The organism is Parvibaculum sp. (assembly GCF_045863935.1).
Lineage (GTDB): Bacteria > Pseudomonadota > Alphaproteobacteria > Parvibaculales > Parvibaculaceae > Parvibaculum.
The window spans coordinates 1-17,437 of the sequence record NZ_BTVP01000012.1 but is presented as its reverse complement, the minus strand read 5'-3'; the positions used below and the strand labels follow the sequence as shown (position 1 = coordinate 17,437).

Below are 17,437 nucleotides of genomic sequence, written 5' to 3'. Positions count from 1 at the left end.
TTGCGCATCGCACCCCGGACACCGATATAGCGCCGATACGCAAACTCAGTACAGGGAGGAAGAAAATGAAAGCTGCCGTCTATTACGAGAACGGCCCGCCCGGTGTTTTCAAATACGAGGATGTCGAAGACCCGGCCTGCCTGCCCGAAGGCATCGTGATCGAGGTCGAGGCCGTCAGCATCGAGGGCGGCGACACGCTCAACCGCGCGCGCGGCGATCTCGTCACCGTCCCGCATATCGTCGGTTATCAGGCGGCCGGCACAATCATCGAAGTCGGCGCGGACGTGAAGAACTTCAAACCCGGCCAGCGCGTCACGACGGTGAACATGTATGGCTCGCATGCCGAAAAGCGCTCCGTCTTCGCGCGCACGGCATGGGCCATCCCCGACAACATGGACATCAAGACTGCGGCCGCGATCCCCGTCCCCTTCGGGACCGCGCATGATTGCCTGTTCGAATTCGGCCGCCTGCAGAAGGGCGAGACGGTGCTCGTACAGGCAGGGGCCGGCGCCGTCGGCCTTGCCGCGATCCAGCTCGCAAAACGCGCGGGCGCGACCGTCATCGCAACCGCATCGAGCAACGACCGTCTCGAAAAGCTGCGTCAATATGGAATGGATCACGGCATCAACTACCGCGACCAGGACCTCGTCGCCGAAGTGAAGCGCCTCACGGACAATCGCGGCGTGAACCTCGTCGTCGATCCCGTCGGCGGTTCGACCTTGCAAAAATCCGTCCTCTCTCTCGGCTATCGCGGACGCATCTCGATGGTCGGTCAGGCGGGCCGCGAGGAAATGAAACTCGATGTCTCGACCATGATGGGCGGCAACCAGTCGCTGTCCGGCGTCTTCCTTGGCGCCGAAATCTTCACCGACCGCGTCTACAACAACATCCAGAAACTGATCGAGGACATCGGCAAGGGCGAGCTGAAGGTCGTGCTCGACAAGTCCTTCGCGCTGAAGGACGCAGCGGCGGCGCATGAATTCATCGAAAGCCGCAAGGCTTTCGGTCGCGTGACGCTGATCCCTTAAGAACCGGCCTTCACGGCATCGGCGAGGCGGCGAAGGGTGGCGACGGTCGAAACGTCCGCCACCCCGTCCACCCGCTGAGGGCGGAAGTGACGCTGAAACGCCGTAACGACAGCCTTGGTCGTCTCGTCGTAGCGGCCAAGCACTTCGAGACCGTAGCCATAATCGGCGAGCATGTATTGCAGTTCGGCAACCGTGTCGCCGCGATCGCCCTGCGCAAGCACCGGGCCTTCGATGACAGGCTCCGGCTCCACCCACAATCCCACACCGGCCCGCGCAAGCCGCGCCCAGTCGAACCACTCGCCGGGATCCGCCTTGCGCGCGGGCGCGACATCGGAATGCGCGAGCACGCGCCGCGCCGGGATCGGATGGCGTGAAAGAATTTCGTGGCACAAGGTTTCGAGCGCACGCATCTGCGCATCCGGGTAAGGCGGACAACCGAAATCATGTCCGCCATTCACGATCTCGATGCCGATGGACAGACCGTTGATGTCGTTCTCGCCCGCCCATTGAGCAACGCCCGCATGCCAGGCGCGCTTCTCCTCCGGCACCATGCGCGTGACGGCACCCGCTTCATCGACCATGTAATGCGCCGAAACCTTCGCCGCCGGATCGCAGAGGCGCGACGCAGCCGCCTCCCCGCTTTCCATGCCCGTGTAATGCAGCAGCAGAATGTCGGCCGCGCGCCCGTCCGGACGCGCGTCGAAATTGGGCGAAGGCCGCTCGATGCAATCGACAGACATTAGAAACCCGTATCCACGATCCGCTTCTGGCGGATCGACACGACGAGAACGCCGGTCAAGGCGACAAGAGCGCCGACAATCATACGCGTGGTGAGGAGTTCGCCAAGAAGCGTCACCGCAAAAAAGACGGTGAACACCGGCGCGAGCAGCGTCAGCGGCGCCGTCTGCGTTACTTCGTAGCGTTGCAGCAGATAGTAGATGCCCGCGTGACCGACAAGGCTCGACGCGAAGGCGACATAAAAGACGCCGGACCATTGGAGCAGCGTCGCCGTCATCATCGTGCCGACGAGGTTGCCTTCGAAGACCAGCGACGCACCGAGCATCAGCGGCGCGGCGGCAACCGCCACCCAGGCCTGCAACTCGAAGACGCCCACATTCCTGATCTGGCGCTGATAGATCGTGCCCACCGAGCCGACAAGCGCCGAGGCGACGACGAACAGCAGACCGTCGATATAGGTAAAGACCGCCGGGTCGAAACTGATGACCATGACGCCGAGGAAGGACAGCGAAATGCCGAGCCAGCGCCGCCAGTGGACTTCTTCCTTCAGGAACACGACGGACATGATCGTGGCGAAGGGAACGCCGAGCTGGCTTGTTACCGCGACGACCGACGCATTGGAAAGCGAAAGCCCGAGAAAGAAGAAGCCGAAGCCGACCGGCCCCGCGCAAAGCGCAATGATGATGACTTCCTTCATCCGTCCCCGGTGTATCTTGAGGAACGGAAACAGCACGAGCACGATCAGCGTGAAACGCAACGCCGCGAAGAGCAGCGGCGGAAAATGGTCGAGCGACAGCTTCGCCATGATCAGGGCAAAGCCCCAGATCAGGTTGATGAGCACCATGAAGCCCAGATGAAGGGGGGTCATCGCGAATCCATGCTTTCCGGACGCCCTGTTCGGCCAGCGTCTTGCGGTCAGTTGTTAGCGCAGCCCGGACGCCACGCATAGGGTGGGGAAGAGAAAGAAGGACCTGTCAGCCAGCCCCGGCCGGGGATAAATAGCCCGTTTTCGCGCCGACTGTCATCGATATGTCATTGAACTGTCGCAAGCCGCCGCAGCCGGAAATCAGGGTGTTCGTTTCCCGGCGCGAATTCCCGGAAACCTGTCCCCGGTCTGCTGTTGCGAACGAGATATCCTCGGGACTCCGCCGCCGACTGTCATTGAAATGTCACCGAAACGTCACGAAACGCAGGGTGTCTTCTTCTCTGGAACCTTTTCCCCGGTTTTCCGTCTTCCGGTCCATGATATTTCCAGTGTCCCCCCTTTCCAGCTTTACCTGCTCAATACTTGGAGGGCGCCGCGCGAATACTCAGCCCGCGATCCCGCGCGCCTTCGCAATCCGCCCATAGGCGACATTGATCGCGGCGAGCTTCTCGTTCGCGATGGTCACCAGTTCCCTCGGCACGCCACGGGCGATCAGCGTGTCGGGATGGTTTTCCCGGACGAGACGCCGATAGGCCTTCTTGAGGTCTTCATCGGAAATATCGGGCGTGATGCCGAGCACGAGATAGGGGTCGCCCTTCTCCTGCCCGAGATGGCTCGCCCGGATGCGCGCGAACTCGATTTCCGAAAAGCCGAAAATATCGGCGACGGTGCGCAGATACTCGATCTCCTGCGGATGGACATGGCCATCGGCCTTGGCGATGTGGAACAGCGCGTCGAGCACGTCTTCGAGCATCGCCGGCCGGTCCCGATAGATGCGGGCGACCTGACGCGCATAGGCTTCAAAGCCCGCGACGTCCTGCTGGGCGACCTTGTAGACGCGCGCGACGTTCCGCGCCTCGCCCGGCGGAACCTTGAAAATTTCCTCGAAGGCCCGGATCTCGGAATCGCTGACCTCGCCATCGGCCTTCGCCATCTTGGCCGAGAGCGCGATGAGGGCGATGGTGAACACGACTTCGCTGTCCTGGAGCGCGCGGTCGATGACGATATGTCCGGCGACCGCGCCCAGGAGCGCACCCAATGGCCCACCGACGGCTAGTCCCACGCCGGCGCCAGCGATTTTTCCCCAAATCGACATGGAGAGAGATTAGGACGTTTTTCGCCGTCTCGCACCTGCGAAATCGGCCGGTGACCTTGCGTAAATGGAGCTAAGGATCAGGGGCGACTTCCGTATTGCATCGAGATTGTCGTGTCTCCCCGCGACAGGCTGATGGTGGACCCCATGAACTGCCGGACGGTGGTCACCTCTTGAAGACTGTAGGAGATGGCATTCTGATCCGCCGTTTCGACGTTCATCGTCACCCCTGTCACTTCCTCATCCGTGCCTCCGAAGGATATCTTTTCGTAGTCGGTATCGCTCGCCTTGGGGTTTGTACCGGACATGGGAAGCCGCACCGGACCGCCCTGATAGGGATAGCTGATGACACGCGCGGGAGCGGCATCGGCACGCGGTTCGATCCGGAAGCGGATACGTCCCTCCGACGCGCCGAGATAGACGATCTGCACCGGTTCGAAGAAATGGCGCCAGGCATCGGAGAAACCCTCCGGCAGATTGTCGAGCCGACCTTCGTCGAGGCGAAGATAATTCCCGAGATTGACGGCCTGCGGCATGATCCTTAGCTGGTCCTCGAAGCTGGAGATCGAGAACATTTCGACATCCGACACGTCGCCCGGCGTTTTCAGCTTGATGCAGGAATGCTCCTGACGCGTGGAGAACATGGATTTCCGCTCGGCATAGGTGCCTTTGGTGCAATAGAGCGACATTCCGTACGGAATCGGAACATATTCCTCACCCGCCGGAACATTGTGGCAGACGCCTCCGGCGCAGATACCTTGCATGTTGCCATTCACAACGATCCTGCGATAGGCGGCAATCCGGGCGTCGCTATAAACGACATCGCCCGCCGAAGCGGTAAGCGTCTGTCCCAATTGCTGATCCGGCTCCACGATGAGATGGATCGCAGAAGGCCCATCGGGAAATCCGGCGGCAGCCGCTTGCGCAGCCATCGCAAATGCGAGCACGGCGGACACAGCCGCCATCTTCAAAATTCCGGTATGGTCGCTCATGGAAAAATCCCCCCCTTTTTCAATCGCAACTGAAATGCGAAAGATGAATTCGAGTATGGACGTTCAAATTGCTCACCGCGACAGTTTTTGGATTACCAAATGAGCAACCGCTGGGACTTCTGGATTGACCGGGGCGGCACCTTTACCGACGTGATCGGCAAGGCGCCGGACGGAAGCCTGCGGGCGCTGAAGCTTCTCTCCGAGAATCCGGAGCATTACGAGGATGCGGCGCTGCAAGGCATCCGCGACCTGCTCGGCGTGGCGGCGGGCGAACCGCTGCCCGCGGGCCGCATCGGCGCGGTGAAGATGGGCACGACCGTTGCGACAAATGCCTTGCTGGAGCGCAAGGGCGACCGCACGCTTCTTCTCACGACGCGCGGCTTCCGCGATGCGCTCGCCATCGGCTATCAGGCGCGGCCGCATCTCTTCCGCCTGAAAATCGAAAAGCCGGAACAGCTCTACGAACGTGTCGCGGAGGTGGCGGAACGGGTGAGCGCGGAAGGCGAGGTTCTGACGCCGCTCGACCGCGAGGAAACCCGGCGCGCGCTTCAAGACGCTTTCGATGCGGGCATCCGCTCCGTTGCCATCTCTTTCCTGCATGGCTACCGCCATCCCGCGCATGAAAGGACGGCAGGCGAGATCGCGCAGCGTGTGGGCTTCACACAGATCTCGCTGAGCCACCGCGTGAGCCCGCTCATCAAGTTCGTCTCACGCGGCGACACGACGGTGGTCGATGCCTATCTCTCGCCGCTGCTGCGCCGCTATGTGGACCGCATCGCGGGCGCCATCGGAACGGAAGATGCCGGGACGCGGCTCTTCTTCATGCAGTCTTCCGGCGGATTGACGGACGCCGCCTTCTTTCAGGGGAAGGACGCGATCCTCTCAGGCCCGGCAGGCGGCATTGTCGGCGCAGCGGCAACGGCGACAGAAGCAGGGTTCGCGCGCGTCATCGGCTTCGACATGGGCGGCACCTCGACGGACGTGTCGCATTACGACGGCGAGTACGAGCGGAGCTTCGAAACGGAGATTGCGGGCGTGCGCATGCGCGTTCCCATGATGCGCATTCATACCGTTGCCGCAGGCGGCGGCTCGGTCCTTCACTACAGGGACGGACGCTTCCAGGTGGGCCCGGATTCGGCGGGCGCCAATCCCGGCCCCGCCTGTTACCGGCGCGGCGGGCCGCTGACCGTTACCGACGCCAACGTCATGCTGGGAAAGCTCCAGCCCGACCTCTTTCCCGCCGTCTTCGGGCCCGGGCAGAACGAAAGCCTCGACCGCGAAGCCGTACGCGGCCAGTTCGCAGAGCTCGCGAAAAGCGTCGGCGACGGGAGGACGCCCGAAGAGATCGCCGAAGGGTTCCTGCGCGTCGCCATTGAGAACATGGCGAATGCGATCAAGAAAATTTCCATTGAGCGCGGTCACGACATTACCGCCTATGCGCTTTCCTGCTTCGGCGGCGCGGGCGGCCAGCATGCCTGCCTCGTCGCCGACGCTCTCGGCATGAAGACCGTTCACATCCATCCGTTCTCCGGCCTGCTCTCGGCCTATGGCATGGGCCTTGCGCGCATTTCGGCCTCGCGGGCACGGACGGTGACGAAGGCGCTCGAAGAAAAACTCAAGGGTGAAATCGGCGAAGCCATTGCGGCGCTCGCAAGCGATGCGACGAAGGAACTGGTGGCGCAAGGCATCGCGGCATCGGAGGTGACCATCACGCCCCTGCTCCATTTGCGCTACGAGGGCAGCGACACCTCGCTGCAGATCCCCTTCGCGGCACAGGACATCGGCGAAGCCGCGGCGACATTCGAGGCGGTGCATCGCGCGCAGTTCGGCTTCAGCTTCGACGGCAAGACCATCATCGTCGAGGCCGTCGAAGTTTCCGCCGAAGAGCGCGGCGCGCGCGTCCGCCAGACTGCCGCGCAGGCGCGCGCAGCGGACGCCCCGGTAGCGGCGGACCGCCGCCGCATCCATATGGGAGGCAGATGGATCGAGACCGCCATCTTCCGGCGCGAAGCGCTGAAGCCCGGCCACAGGGCCGCCGGGCCCGCGCTCGTCATCGAGCCGAACCAGACGATCGCCGTGGAGCCCGGATGGGAAGCGGAAGTGACGCTTGCCGACGACATTATTCTGCGCCGCGTTGCGCCGCTGCCCAGACGCACCGTCATCGGCACGGACGCAGACCCGGTGATGCTCGAAATCTGCAACAACCGTTTCATGTCCATCGCCGAACAGATGGGCGGCACGCTGCAGAACACGGCGTCCTCGGTGAACATCAAGGAACGGCTCGACTTCTCCTGCGCCGTTTTCGACTCCGCCGGCGGGCTCGTCTCGAACGCGCCGCACATGCCGGTGCATCTGGGCTCCATGGGCGCGAGCGTGCGCGCCGTGATCGAGCAGAACGAGGGAATGGGCCCCGGCGACGTTTATGTGCTGAACGCGCCCTATAATGGCGGCACGCATCTGCCCGACGTGACGGTGGTGGCGCCGGTCTATGACGCGGAAGGAAAGACGCGCCTCTTCTATGTCGCCGCGCGCGGACACCACGCCGATATCGGCGGCATCTCGCCCGGCTCCATGCCGGCGCATTCGCGGAGCGTCGAGGAGGAAGGCATCCTCATCGACAATTTCCGCATTGTCGCGGAGGGCCGCTTCCGCGAAGCGGAGATGCGCACCATGCTGACCGGCGGCAAATTTCCCGCGCGCAATCCGGAGCAGAACATCGCCGATCTGCGCGCGCAGATTGCCGCCTGCCGCAAGGGCGCGGAGGAGCTGCGCAAGACGGTTGCCGAATTCGGTCTCGATGTCGTCATCGCTTATATGCGCCATGTGCAGGACAATGCGGAAGAAAACGTCCGCCGTGTGATCGACCGGCTGAAGGACGCGACCTTCGTGCAGAAGATGGATGACGGATCGGCGATCCATGTCGCGGTGAGCGTCGACCGGAAAGCGCGAACGGCGAAGATCGACTTCACCGGCACGAGCGCGGAACTCGCCAGCAACCTCAATGCGCCTTCCGCCGTCGCGCGCGCGGCCGTGCTTTATGTGTTCCGCTGCATGGTGGACGACGATATTCCGCTGAACGAAGGCTGCCTCAGGCCCATCGAGATCGTCATTCCCGAAGGTTCGATGCTTTCCCCGCGCTATCCGGCGGCGGTCGCCGGCGGCAATGTGGAGACGAGCCAGGCAGTGACGGATGCGCTGTTCAGCGCCTTCGGCGCCATGGCCTCGGCGCAGGGCACGATGAACAACCTGACTTTCGGCAACGGTCGCTACCAGTATTACGAGACGATTGCGGGCGGCGCGGGCGCGGGACCCGGCTTCGACGGCGCCGACGCCGTGCAGACGCATATGACGAATTCGCGCCTCACCGATCCGGAAGTGCTCGAATGGCGCTTCCCCGTTCTGCTGGAGGAATTTTCCATCCGCAAGGGTTCGGGCGGCAAGGGAAAGCACAAAGGCGGCGATGGCGCGGTGCGTGCGATCCGCTTCCGCGAGCCCATGCACCTCTCCATCCTTTCGACGCATCGCATCGTCGCGCCTTCGGGCCTTGCGGGCGGAAGCGATGGCGCGCTCGGGCGGAACGATATCCGCCGCGCCGATGGCACTGTCGAAACGCTTGCCGGTTCCGCGACGGCGGAACTCGATGCGGGCGACACCGTGATCGCCATGACGCCGGGAGGCGGCGGCTACGGAAAGCCCTGAGCCGCTTGCATCTTTTCTCCCGGCGCGCATGATGCGCGCACCGGAAAGTCAGGAGAAAGACGAATGCAAGCCATCCGTTGCGTCAACTACGGTGCGCCCTCCACGCTGACGCTCGAAGACCTCCCCGATCCCGCACCCGGACGCGGGCAGGTCGTGATCGAGACGGAAGCGGCGGGCCTCGGCTATGTCGATGCGCTGCTCGTCGCCGGGCTTTATCAGGTGAAGACGCCGCTTCCCTTCACGCCGGGAAGCGAAGTCGCGGGCAAGGTCGTCGCGCTCGGCGAAGACGCGCCGGCAGCACTGATGGGCAAACGCGTGATGGCGCTCTCGCCCGTGGGCGCGCTCGCGGAAAAGATCGCGCTTCCCGCCGCCACCTGCATTCCGGTACCCGCGATAATGAGCGCGGAGGCCGCCGCCGGTTTCATCGTCTCCTATTGCACCGCGCTTTACGGCTTCGAGACCTGCGGTCATCTCAAACCCGGCGAAACCGTGCTGGTGCTCGGCGCGGCGGGCGGCGTCGGCATGGCGGCCATCGATGTCGCGAAGGCGATGGGCGCAACCGTCGTCGCGGCGGCATCCACCGAAGAAAAGCGCAAGGCCGCGGTGGCGCGCGGCGCGGACTTCGCCATCGACTACACGGCGCCCGACTGGCGCAAGACGCTCGAACCGCTGACGGGACGGCGCGACGTCGATCTCGTCTACGATCCGGTCGGCGGCGATATGTCCGAAACGGCCTTCCGGTGTCTCGCGCCGGGCGGACGCCACCTCGTCGTCGGATTCGCCGCGGGCGACATTCCGCGCATTCCGTTGAACCTGCCGCTGCTGAAGCGCAGCTCCATCGTCGGTGTCGACTGGGGCGGCTATGTCCGCGCCGATCCGGCCGCGAACATTCCGCTGCTCAGGACACTGACGGACTGGGCAAGCGAAGGCCGCATCAATCCCGAACCTTCGGCGAGCTTCCCCTTGGCGCAGGCGCCTTCCGTTCTGCAACGGCTTCTCGACCGCGAGAGCATCGGCAAGCCCGTCATCCACTTCCGCCAGTGAACCACAGCGACGAAGCGGAAAATGCACATCCGCCGCCTTGCCGCCGCCGCCGCGCCTCATACGCGACGAATCGATGACACTGACAGAAATTCATTCACATGCGATTCCGGAGCCTGATTCAAAGGCTTGCGGCACGATCTTCAAATGCCTTCAAACCCATGCCGCAGCGCAGCCACGATTCCTCTTGCGAAACGGCATCGTTCGGCCCGAGAGTCCTCCTCCACCCAAGATACGGGAGGCCGGAATGCTTGCGATGAAGATTGGGTACCTGGCGACCGGACTGGCATTTCTCTTTGTTGGCGCCATAACGATGGGCGTGTTCTGACTGGACACGCCGCCCCCCTCGAAGGGCAGACAGCATTCAAGAATTCCAGAGGGCGCATGACAAACATGCGCCCTCTTCATTTTTCAATCTGGAAAGCGCGCCGCATAGGGCTCCAGCGGCAGGCGAAGCGCATTCACCGTGAACGAGACCATGTGATAGAGGCCGGTGAGCACGACGAGTTCCAGCAATTGCTCGTCGCTGAATTCGGCCTTGAGCTGACCCCAGAGGTCGTCGTCCACATTGCTCGTATCGTGAAGCTGGTCGACGAGACGCAGGATCAGCCGCTCGCGCGGCGTCCAGCAGGCAGCATCGGTACCCGCCGCCGCCGTCGCCGCAATCTCCTCCTCGCCGAAGCCGACCTTGTCCGCGAAGAACGCGACATGCACGCCCCACTCATATTCGCCGCCGCACCGCGCGCAGGCGCGGTCGATCACGATCTCGCGTTCGCGCAGCGTGAGCGTTCCCTTGTCGAGCAACCCGCCCGCCATGAAACGCCGGAAGACGCGGGGGTTGCGCGCCAATGTCCGGAAAAGAACAAGCGGCTCGACGCCAGGCGGCATCAGCCTCTCGAGCGTTTTCTCCATATCCGCTTCATATGGCCTTGCGGCTGGTTCGATGCGAGGGGTCATGATCGGTTCCATTGCTACTATTAACGTAGCAAACAAGATGGCGCTTCTCTTTTCGTAGCGCAAGTCCTATTCTCGCCTCATGACGAAACAATCCATGACGAAGCAGGCAAAAAGCCCTCCCCGCCCCGGCCGCCGCGTGCGCGGGTCTTCGACCGGCCGGCCGGTCATGGCCCTGCTCGACCTTCTCGGCCGGCGCTGGGTCTTGCGTATTCTCTGGGAACTGCGTGACGAGCCGCTCAATTTCCGCGACTTGCAGGCCGCATGCGGCGGCACGTCGCCGAGCGTTCTGAACACAAGGCTCGCGGAAATGCGCGATGCGCTCCTTGTCGAGCTCAAGCCCGACGAAGGCTATGCGCTCACAAAATGGGGGCGCGAGCTGCTTTCGCACCTCACGCCCCTCACCGTCTGGTCCGAAAAATGGGCAAAAACGCTCGGCTGATTGTCAGGCCGCTTCCTCTTCGGGCTCGGCGCCCGGCGTGTAATTGAGGATCGGCGCCAGCCAGCGCTCCATCACCTTCAGGTCCATTCCCTTGCGCTTTGCATACTCGACCACCTGATCGCGCTCGATCTTGCCGACGCCGAAATATTCCGACTGCGGGTGGCTGAAATAGAGGCCGCTCACCGAGGCGCCGGGCCACATGGCATAGCTTTCGGTCAGCTTCACGCCGATCTTCTCTTCCGCATCGAGCAGCTTGAAGAGCGCCACTTTCTCGGTGTGATCGGGCTGCGCCGGATAGCCCGGCGCCGGGCGGATACCCTGATACTTCTCCTCGATCAGCTCTTGGCTGCTGAGGTTCTCGTCCGCGGCGTAGGCCCAGAACTCCTTGCGCACACGCTCATGCATGTGCTCGGCGAAGGCTTCCGCCAGACGGTCGGCAAGCGCCTGCGAGAGGATGGCGCGATAGTCGTCGTGCTTTTCCCTGAACCCCCTGGCGATGTCGTCCTCGCCGAAGCCGGCGCTGACGCAGAAGCCGCCGATATAGTCGGCGACGCCGCTCTCCTTCGGCGCAACGAAATCCGACAGCGCAAAATTCGCGCGCTCCGACGAACGCTTCATCTGCTGGCGCAGGGTGTGGAACACTTCGAGCCGCTCCTTCCGGCCGTCATCCGCATAGAGCTCGATATCGTCCACATCGATCTCGTTCGCGGGCCAGAAGCCGATGACGGCGCGCGCCTTCAGCCATTTCTCCTCGACCATCTGCTTCAGCATTTCCTGCGCATCGGCAAAGAGCGAGCGCGCCGCCTCGCCGACCTTATCGTCGTCGAGAATTTGCGGGTAGTGGCCATGCAGCTCCCAGGTCTGGAAGAAAGGCGTCCAGTCGATATAGGGCACGAGCGTCTCGATCGGATAGTCTTCGAACACCCTGGTGCCGAGGAAGGCCGGCTTCACGGGCTTGTAGCCCTTCCAGTCGATCTTCGGGCGGTTTTCCCGTGCGCCCTGAATGGTCTGGCGTTCCTTCTTTTCCCTGCCCGCGGCGTGGCGTGCGGCGAGGTCCTTGTACTGCTCGCGTATGCCGGTGATGTAGGCGTCCGCACGCTCGGAGATGAGCGTGGACGCCACGCCCACCGCACGGCTCGCGTCGGTCACATAGATCGCCTGCCCCGCCTTGTAGTTGGGGCTGATCTTCACTGCGGTGTGTATCTGGCTCGTCGTCGCGCCGCCGATGAGAAGCGGCACCTTGAACCCCTGACGTTCCATCTCGGCTGCAACATGGCACATCTCGTCCAGCGAAGGCGTGATGAGGCCCGACAGCCCGATGATATCGACCTTGTGTTCCCTCGCCGCCTCGAGGATCTTCTCGGCCGGCTGCATCACCCCCATGTCGATGACTTCGAAATTGTTGCACTGAAGCACGACGCCGACGATGTTCTTGCCGATATCGTGAACATCGCCCTTCACGGTCGCCATGAGGATGCGCGCCGCCGCATCGTCGTCGGTGATGCCGAGCTCTTCCTTTTCCTTTTCCATGAAGGGCATGAGATAGGCCACCGCCTGCTTCATCACGCGCGCGCTCTTCACCACCTGCGGCAGGAACATCTTGCCGGACCCGAACAGGTCGCCGACGACGTTCATGCCGTCCATCAGCGGGCCTTCGATGACGTGCAGCGGGCGCTCGAAGTGATGACGCGCCTCCTCGACATCTTCCTCGATGAACGCATTGATGCCCTTCACCAGCGAATGCGAAATGCGCTCGTTCACCGGCTTCTCGCGCCATGACAGGTCTTCTTCGCGCTTCTTGCCGCCTTCGCCCTTGTAGCGTTCGGCGGCTTCGAGAAGACGCTCGGTCGCATCGTCGCGGCGGTTGAGGATCACGTCCTCCACACGCTCGCGAAGCTCCGCGTCGATGTCGTCGTAAATGGCAAGCTGGCCGGCATTCACGATGCCCATGTCCATGCCCGCCTGGATGGCGTGGTAGAGGAAAACCGAATGCATCGCCTCGCGAACAAGCTCGTTGCCGCGGAAGGAGAAGGAGACGTTGGACACGCCGCCGGAAATATGCGCGTAAGGCAGGTTCTGCTTGATGCGTTCGCAAGCCCGGATGAACTCGACGGCGTAGTTGTTGTGCTCCTCGATGCCGGTGGCGACCGCGAAGATATTCGGATCAAAGATGATGTCTTCCGGCGGGAAACCCACCTTCTCCGTCAGCAACTTGTAGGCCCGCTCGCAGATCTGGAACTTGCGGTCCGCGGTATCGGCCTGGCCTTCCTCGTCAAAGGCCATGACGACGGTTGCCGCGCCATAGCGCCTGATCTTGCGCGCCTGTTTCAGGAACGGCTCCTCGCCCTCCTTGAGGCTGATCGAATTCACGACCGCCTTGCCCTGAACGCGCTTGAGGCCCGCCTCGATGACGTTCCATTTCGAGGAATCGATCATGACCGGAACGCGCGCGATATCGGGCTCGGCAGCGATCAGGTTCAGGAACTTGATCATCGCGGCCTCGGAATCGAGCATGCCCTCGTCCATGTTGACGTCGATGATCTGCGCGCCGTTTTCGACCTGCTCGCGCGCCACCGAGAGCGCGTCGTCGTAGCGGTCTTCCTGAATCATTTTCCGGAAGCGGGCGGAGCCCGTCACATTGGTCCGCTCGCCGATATTGATGAAGTTCGCCGTGGTTTGAGTCATCTCATCCCGATCTGAATTTTACTCGTATTGGTTTCGGACATGGCCGCCGGCTCGAAGAGCGCAGCGGCCCGCCTTTTCGATGCGTGGCTCAGTCGGCCGCGAAAGGCTCGAGGCCGGAAAGCCGCATCCGCCGCTCGACCTCCGGAATGTCGCGCGGTTTTCCGGCCTTCACCGCATCCGCGATGGCCTTGATATGGTCCGGCGTCGTGCCGCAACACCCGCCGAGAATGTTGACGAGGCCCGATTGCGCAAACTCGCCGACAAGCGCCGACATCTGCGCCGGGCTTTCGTCGTACTCGCCCATCTCGTTCGGCAGGCCCGCATTCGGATGCGCCGACACATTCGTATCGGAGATACGCGAAAGCGTGTCGATGTGCTGACGCATCTCCTTCGCACCGAGCGCGCAATTGAGCCCGATGGAGAAAGGTTGCACATGCCGGACCGAGTTCCAGAAGGCTTCCGGCGTCTGCCCGGAGAGGAGACGGCCGGACATATCGGTGATGGTGCCCGAAATCATCACGGGCAGCTCGAAGCCGAGTTCCTCGAAGACGTCTTCCACCGCATAGAGCGCCGCCTTGGCGTTCAAAGTGTCGAAGATCGTTTCGACGAGAATGGTGTCGGCGCCGCCCTCGATCAGCCCCTTCGTCGCTTCCTTATAGGCCTCGTAGAGCCGGTCGAAGTCGACGTTGCGGAAGCCCGGATCGTTCACATCCGGCGAAATGGACGCCGTGCGGTTCGTCGGCCCGAGCACCCCCGCCACATAGCAGACGCGGCCCGGCTCCTCCTTCTCGCAGATGTCTGCCGCCTCGCGCGCGATCCGTGCGCTCGCCACATTCATCTCATAGGCGAGGTCTTCCATGTGGTAGTCGGCCTGGGCGATGCGCGTCGCGCCGAACGTATTGGTCTCGGCGAAATCCGCACCGGCCCTGTAATATTGAAGGTGGATGTCGCGCAGGATATCCGGCTGAACGAGCGAAATGAGCTCGTTATTGCCCTTCACATCGTACTCGTGATCCTTGAAGCGCTCGCCGCGATAGTCCTCTTCACGCAACTTGTAGCGCTGGATCATCGTACCCATCGCGCCATCGAGAATGAGCACGCGCTCCTTCACTTCCTTCTTCAGGTGGGCGATGCGTTCTTCGCGTGTTTTCGGGTGAGACATGTTCATTCCTCCAGGTGCGGGTCGTTTCGCGGCTCAGACTGCTTCCGGTTCTGCCGGAACGGGTTGAGGGCGAAGTCCCAGCACATGACAGATCGCAAAGGTGAGATCCGCCTGGTTAAGCGTGTAGAAGTGAAAACGGTCGAAGCCGTAGCTCCGCAAACGATTGACCTGCTCGGCCGCCACATAGGCCGCGATCAGCTTCCGCGTCGGCAGGTCGTCGTCGAGACCGATATAATAGTCGTCGAGCCATTTCGGAATGCTCGCGCCGCAGCGGCCCGCCATGCGCTTCGTTCCCTTGAAGTTCGTCGTCGGCATGATGCCCGGAACGATCGGCACTTCGACGCCCGCCGCTCTCGCCTTTTCAAGGAAGCGGATATGCTTGTCCGTATCGAAGACGAACTGCGTGATGGCACGTGTCGCGCCTGCATCGACTTTTCGCTTCAGGAGTTCGATATCGGCGTCGATCGAAACCGATTCCGGATGTTTCTCGGGATAGGCCGACACGATAACGTCGAAGTCCGCGATCTTGCAGATGCCTTCGATGAGCTCCGGCGTCGACTGATAACCTTCTGGGTGCGGCTGGTAAGGCGCGCCGAGTTCGGGCATGTCGCCGCGCAATGCCACGATGTGCCGGATGCCCGCATCCCAGTAACCGCGGATGACATCGTCGACTTCCACGCGCGAGGCACCGACGCAGGTCAGATGCGCCACGGGCTCCAGCGACGTCTCGTCGTGAATGCGCTTCACCGTTGCATGCGTGCGCTCGCGCGTCGACCCGCCCGCTCCGTAAGTCACGGATACGAATTCCGGCTGAAGCGGCTCAAGCCGGCGAATGGACTTCCACAGCGTCTCCTCCATCTCCGGCGTCTTCGGAGGGAAGAACTCGAACGACACGCGCGTCCGCTCGTTTACGTCTTTTTTCTGCGTCTTCGCCATTGCCTCTACTTCACTCCTTCGAATTCGACTTTGGCCGCGGCGCGCCGGGCGGGTTCACCGCGCTTGTCGGCAACCCAGATCAACACGGTGAGCTTTGCGTCTTCGCCACCTTCCGGAGGCAGAACCCTTGTCTCCGCGACGTCCAGACCGGCATCCGCGAGCCATTCGTTCACTTCGTCTTCCGCGAATCCGAGCCGCCGGTGCGCATGGCTCTCGCGGAGAAAATCCAGCTCATGCGGTGCAAAATCCGCAATCAGCAACCGCCCGCCCGGCTTCAGCACGCGCGCGGCCTCGGCGATGGAAGCGGCCGGATCGTCGAGATAGTGAAGCACCATGTGCAACGTCACGAGATCGACCGTCTCGTCCTGCATGGGCAGATCGTAGAGATCGCCCTGCCGGACCGAGCAGTGCTGAAGCGAGCGCTGCTCAAGTTGAGCGCGGGCGAGCGCCAGCATTTCCGGGCTGAGATCGATACCGAGCCCTGCTTTGGCCTTCGGCCCGAAAAGTTCCAGCATCCGTCCGGTGCCGGTACCGAGATCCGCCACGAGTTCGATCGCGCTGGAACCACCGAGCTGGAGCATCGCCTGCTCCACCTTGTCTTCCGGCACATAGAGGGACCGGATCCTGTCCCACTCCTCGGCATTGGCCCGGAAATAAGCCGCAGCCTTTTCCGCCCGTGCCGTCCGCACCGCCTCCAGCCGCTCGAGATCCCTCGCAATGACGAGGTCCTCTTGCGGGATGAGCCCGCTCAGAACGTCGGCGAGTTCGGCAACCGGCCCGCTGCCCGCCAGGCGATAGAAAACCCAGCTTCCCTCACGAAAGCGCTCCAGCAGTCCTGCCTCGCACAGCAGCTTGAGATGCCGGCTGACGCGGGGCTGGCTCTGCCGCAGAATCTGCGTCAGTTCCGTGACCGTCAGCTCGCTATGCGCCAGAAGGGCCAGAAGACGCAGCCTTGTAGGCTCGCCTGCCGCCCGCAATCCTGCGAGAAGTTGCTCCATGTGCCAGTCAGTCCTTACGGTTTCGCGAAGGATATAAACATATCTTTATGTCTTTCAAAACCTTTTTCTCGACTGTGACGTTTTCTCGACGCCTCACGGGATTCTGATCCCGGCCGCTTGCCCCATGCTGGTTAACCTTGCCCTCCTATGGTAGCTAGGAGGGCCGTTGGGGTGCGGGAATCGGCAAGAAACTGCAGAAAAAGACCCTTTGTTCATATGGAATTAAGCCGCAGACGGAATGCTTGCGGCGACGGGACGGCACGAGACTCGCCGGGGCACAGGATTGGAACGGGCTGACATGAAGACCAGAGACCGGACAGGCATACGGCACATCGCGATGCAGGCGATCCTCACGCTCGCGCTGCTGTTCGGCCTGACGTCGGCGCCGCACGCGGCCATGGCGGCCGACGAGCCTGCCGCACAAGCGACCGCCGACAATGGCGCGGACGAGAACGATCCGCTCGAGCCGATGAATCGCTATTTCTTTGAACTCAACAAGTTCTTCGACACGATCCTGCTGAAGCCCGTCGCCACCTGGTACGACGGCGTGGTGCCGGAACCCGGTCGCGACGGCGTGCGTAACTTCCTCGACAATCTGAGAAGCCCGGTGATCCTCGCCAACGACCTCCTGCAAGGCGAGTGGGAACGCGCCGGCACGACGGCGAGCCGCTTCGGCATCAACACGACGGTCGGCGTTCTCGGTCTCTTCGACCCCGCCGCCGACTGGGGCATGCCGCAGCACAG

The 17,437-nt window shown here is 62.7% G+C and carries 12 protein-coding genes and 1 pseudogene; 5 read left to right on the top strand and 8 right to left on the bottom strand.

What is annotated here, in order from left to right:
• The first annotated feature begins 65 nt into the window (after positions 1-65).
• The gene (locus tag ACKUUH_RS06850) at positions 66-1,028 is read left to right on the top strand and encodes a zinc-binding alcohol dehydrogenase family protein (protein WP_407949143.1); all 963 of its coding nucleotides are present in this window, start codon (positions 66-68) and stop codon (positions 1,026-1,028) included.
• Here the strand turns inward: ACKUUH_RS06850 and ACKUUH_RS06845 are convergent.
• The 4 genes from ACKUUH_RS06845 to ACKUUH_RS06830 form a co-directional block, all read right to left on the bottom strand.
• Positions 1,025-1,768, bottom strand: a complete 744-nt coding sequence (locus ACKUUH_RS06845) for an N-acetylmuramoyl-L-alanine amidase (RefSeq protein WP_407949142.1) — start codon at positions 1,766-1,768, stop codon at positions 1,025-1,027. The genes ACKUUH_RS06850 and ACKUUH_RS06845 overlap by 4 nt on opposite strands.
• Positions 1,768-2,634 (bottom strand): DMT family transporter, encoded by an 867-nt coding sequence (locus tag ACKUUH_RS06840; RefSeq protein ID WP_407949141.1) that lies wholly within the window; start codon positions 2,632-2,634, stop codon positions 1,768-1,770. Before ACKUUH_RS06840 ends, ACKUUH_RS06845 begins: the two co-directional genes overlap by 1 nt.
• A gap of 442 nt (positions 2,635-3,076) precedes the next feature.
• A complete protein-coding gene (locus tag ACKUUH_RS06835) occupies positions 3,077-3,787 on the bottom strand; it encodes a TerB family tellurite resistance protein (RefSeq protein WP_407949140.1) in 711 nt (236 codons plus the stop codon).
• 77 nt (positions 3,788-3,864) lie between these two features.
• Positions 3,865-4,776 carry a hypothetical protein gene (locus tag ACKUUH_RS06830; RefSeq protein ID WP_407949139.1) on the bottom strand — a complete coding sequence of 304 codons (912 nt, stop codon included), beginning with the start codon at positions 4,774-4,776 and terminating at the stop codon, positions 3,865-3,867.
• Positions 4,777-4,875: 99 nt separating this feature from the next.
• On the opposite strand from ACKUUH_RS06830, the gene ACKUUH_RS06825 reads away from it, so the two are divergent.
• Together ACKUUH_RS06825 and ACKUUH_RS06820 are read left to right on the top strand one after the other, a co-directional pair.
• Positions 4,876-8,475 carry a hydantoinase B/oxoprolinase family protein gene (locus tag ACKUUH_RS06825; protein ID WP_407949138.1) on the top strand — a complete coding sequence of 1,200 codons (3,600 nt, stop codon included), beginning with the start codon at positions 4,876-4,878 and terminating at the stop codon, positions 8,473-8,475.
• A gap of 63 nt (positions 8,476-8,538) precedes the next feature.
• Positions 8,539-9,519: an NADPH:quinone oxidoreductase family protein gene (locus tag ACKUUH_RS06820; protein WP_407949136.1), complete on the top strand. Its 981-nt coding sequence runs from the start codon at positions 8,539-8,541 to the stop codon at positions 9,517-9,519.
• A 408-nt stretch (positions 9,520-9,927) separates the two neighbouring features.
• On the opposite strand, the gene ACKUUH_RS06815 is transcribed toward ACKUUH_RS06820, so the two are convergent.
• Positions 9,928-10,428 (bottom strand): carboxymuconolactone decarboxylase family protein, encoded by a 501-nt coding sequence (locus ACKUUH_RS06815; RefSeq protein WP_407949135.1) that lies wholly within the window; start codon positions 10,426-10,428, stop codon positions 9,928-9,930.
• A gap of 139 nt (positions 10,429-10,567) precedes the next feature.
• Here ACKUUH_RS06815 and ACKUUH_RS06810 point away from each other — a divergent pair, with 139 nt between their 5' ends.
• The gene (locus tag ACKUUH_RS06810) at positions 10,568-10,912 is read left to right on the top strand and encodes a winged helix-turn-helix transcriptional regulator (protein ID WP_407949134.1); all 345 of its coding nucleotides are present in this window, start codon (positions 10,568-10,570) and stop codon (positions 10,910-10,912) included.
• 3 nt (positions 10,913-10,915) lie between these two features.
• On the opposite strand, the pseudogene metH reads toward ACKUUH_RS06810, so the two are convergent.
• The 3 genes and pseudogenes from metH to ACKUUH_RS06795 all read right to left on the bottom strand — a co-directional run bounded on the left by metH (position 10,916) and on the right by ACKUUH_RS06795 (position 16,693).
• Positions 10,916-14,765, bottom strand: a pseudogene (gene metH, locus ACKUUH_RS06805) (methionine synthase).
• Positions 14,766-14,792: 27 nt separating this feature from the next.
• Positions 14,793-15,695 (bottom strand): methylenetetrahydrofolate reductase [NAD(P)H], encoded by a 903-nt coding sequence (gene metF, locus ACKUUH_RS06800; protein WP_407949133.1) that lies wholly within the window; start codon positions 15,693-15,695, stop codon positions 14,793-14,795.
• 5 nt (positions 15,696-15,700) lie between these two features.
• Positions 15,701-16,693, bottom strand: a complete 993-nt coding sequence (locus ACKUUH_RS06795; RefSeq protein ID WP_407949132.1) for an ArsR/SmtB family transcription factor — start codon at positions 16,691-16,693, stop codon at positions 15,701-15,703.
• A 298-nt stretch (positions 16,694-16,991) separates the two neighbouring features.
• Between ACKUUH_RS06795 and ACKUUH_RS06790 the strand changes: the two genes are divergently transcribed.
• Positions 16,992-17,437, top strand: a 446-nt coding sequence (locus ACKUUH_RS06790) for an MlaA family lipoprotein (RefSeq protein ID WP_407949131.1), incomplete at its 3' end; no start/stop codon positions are given.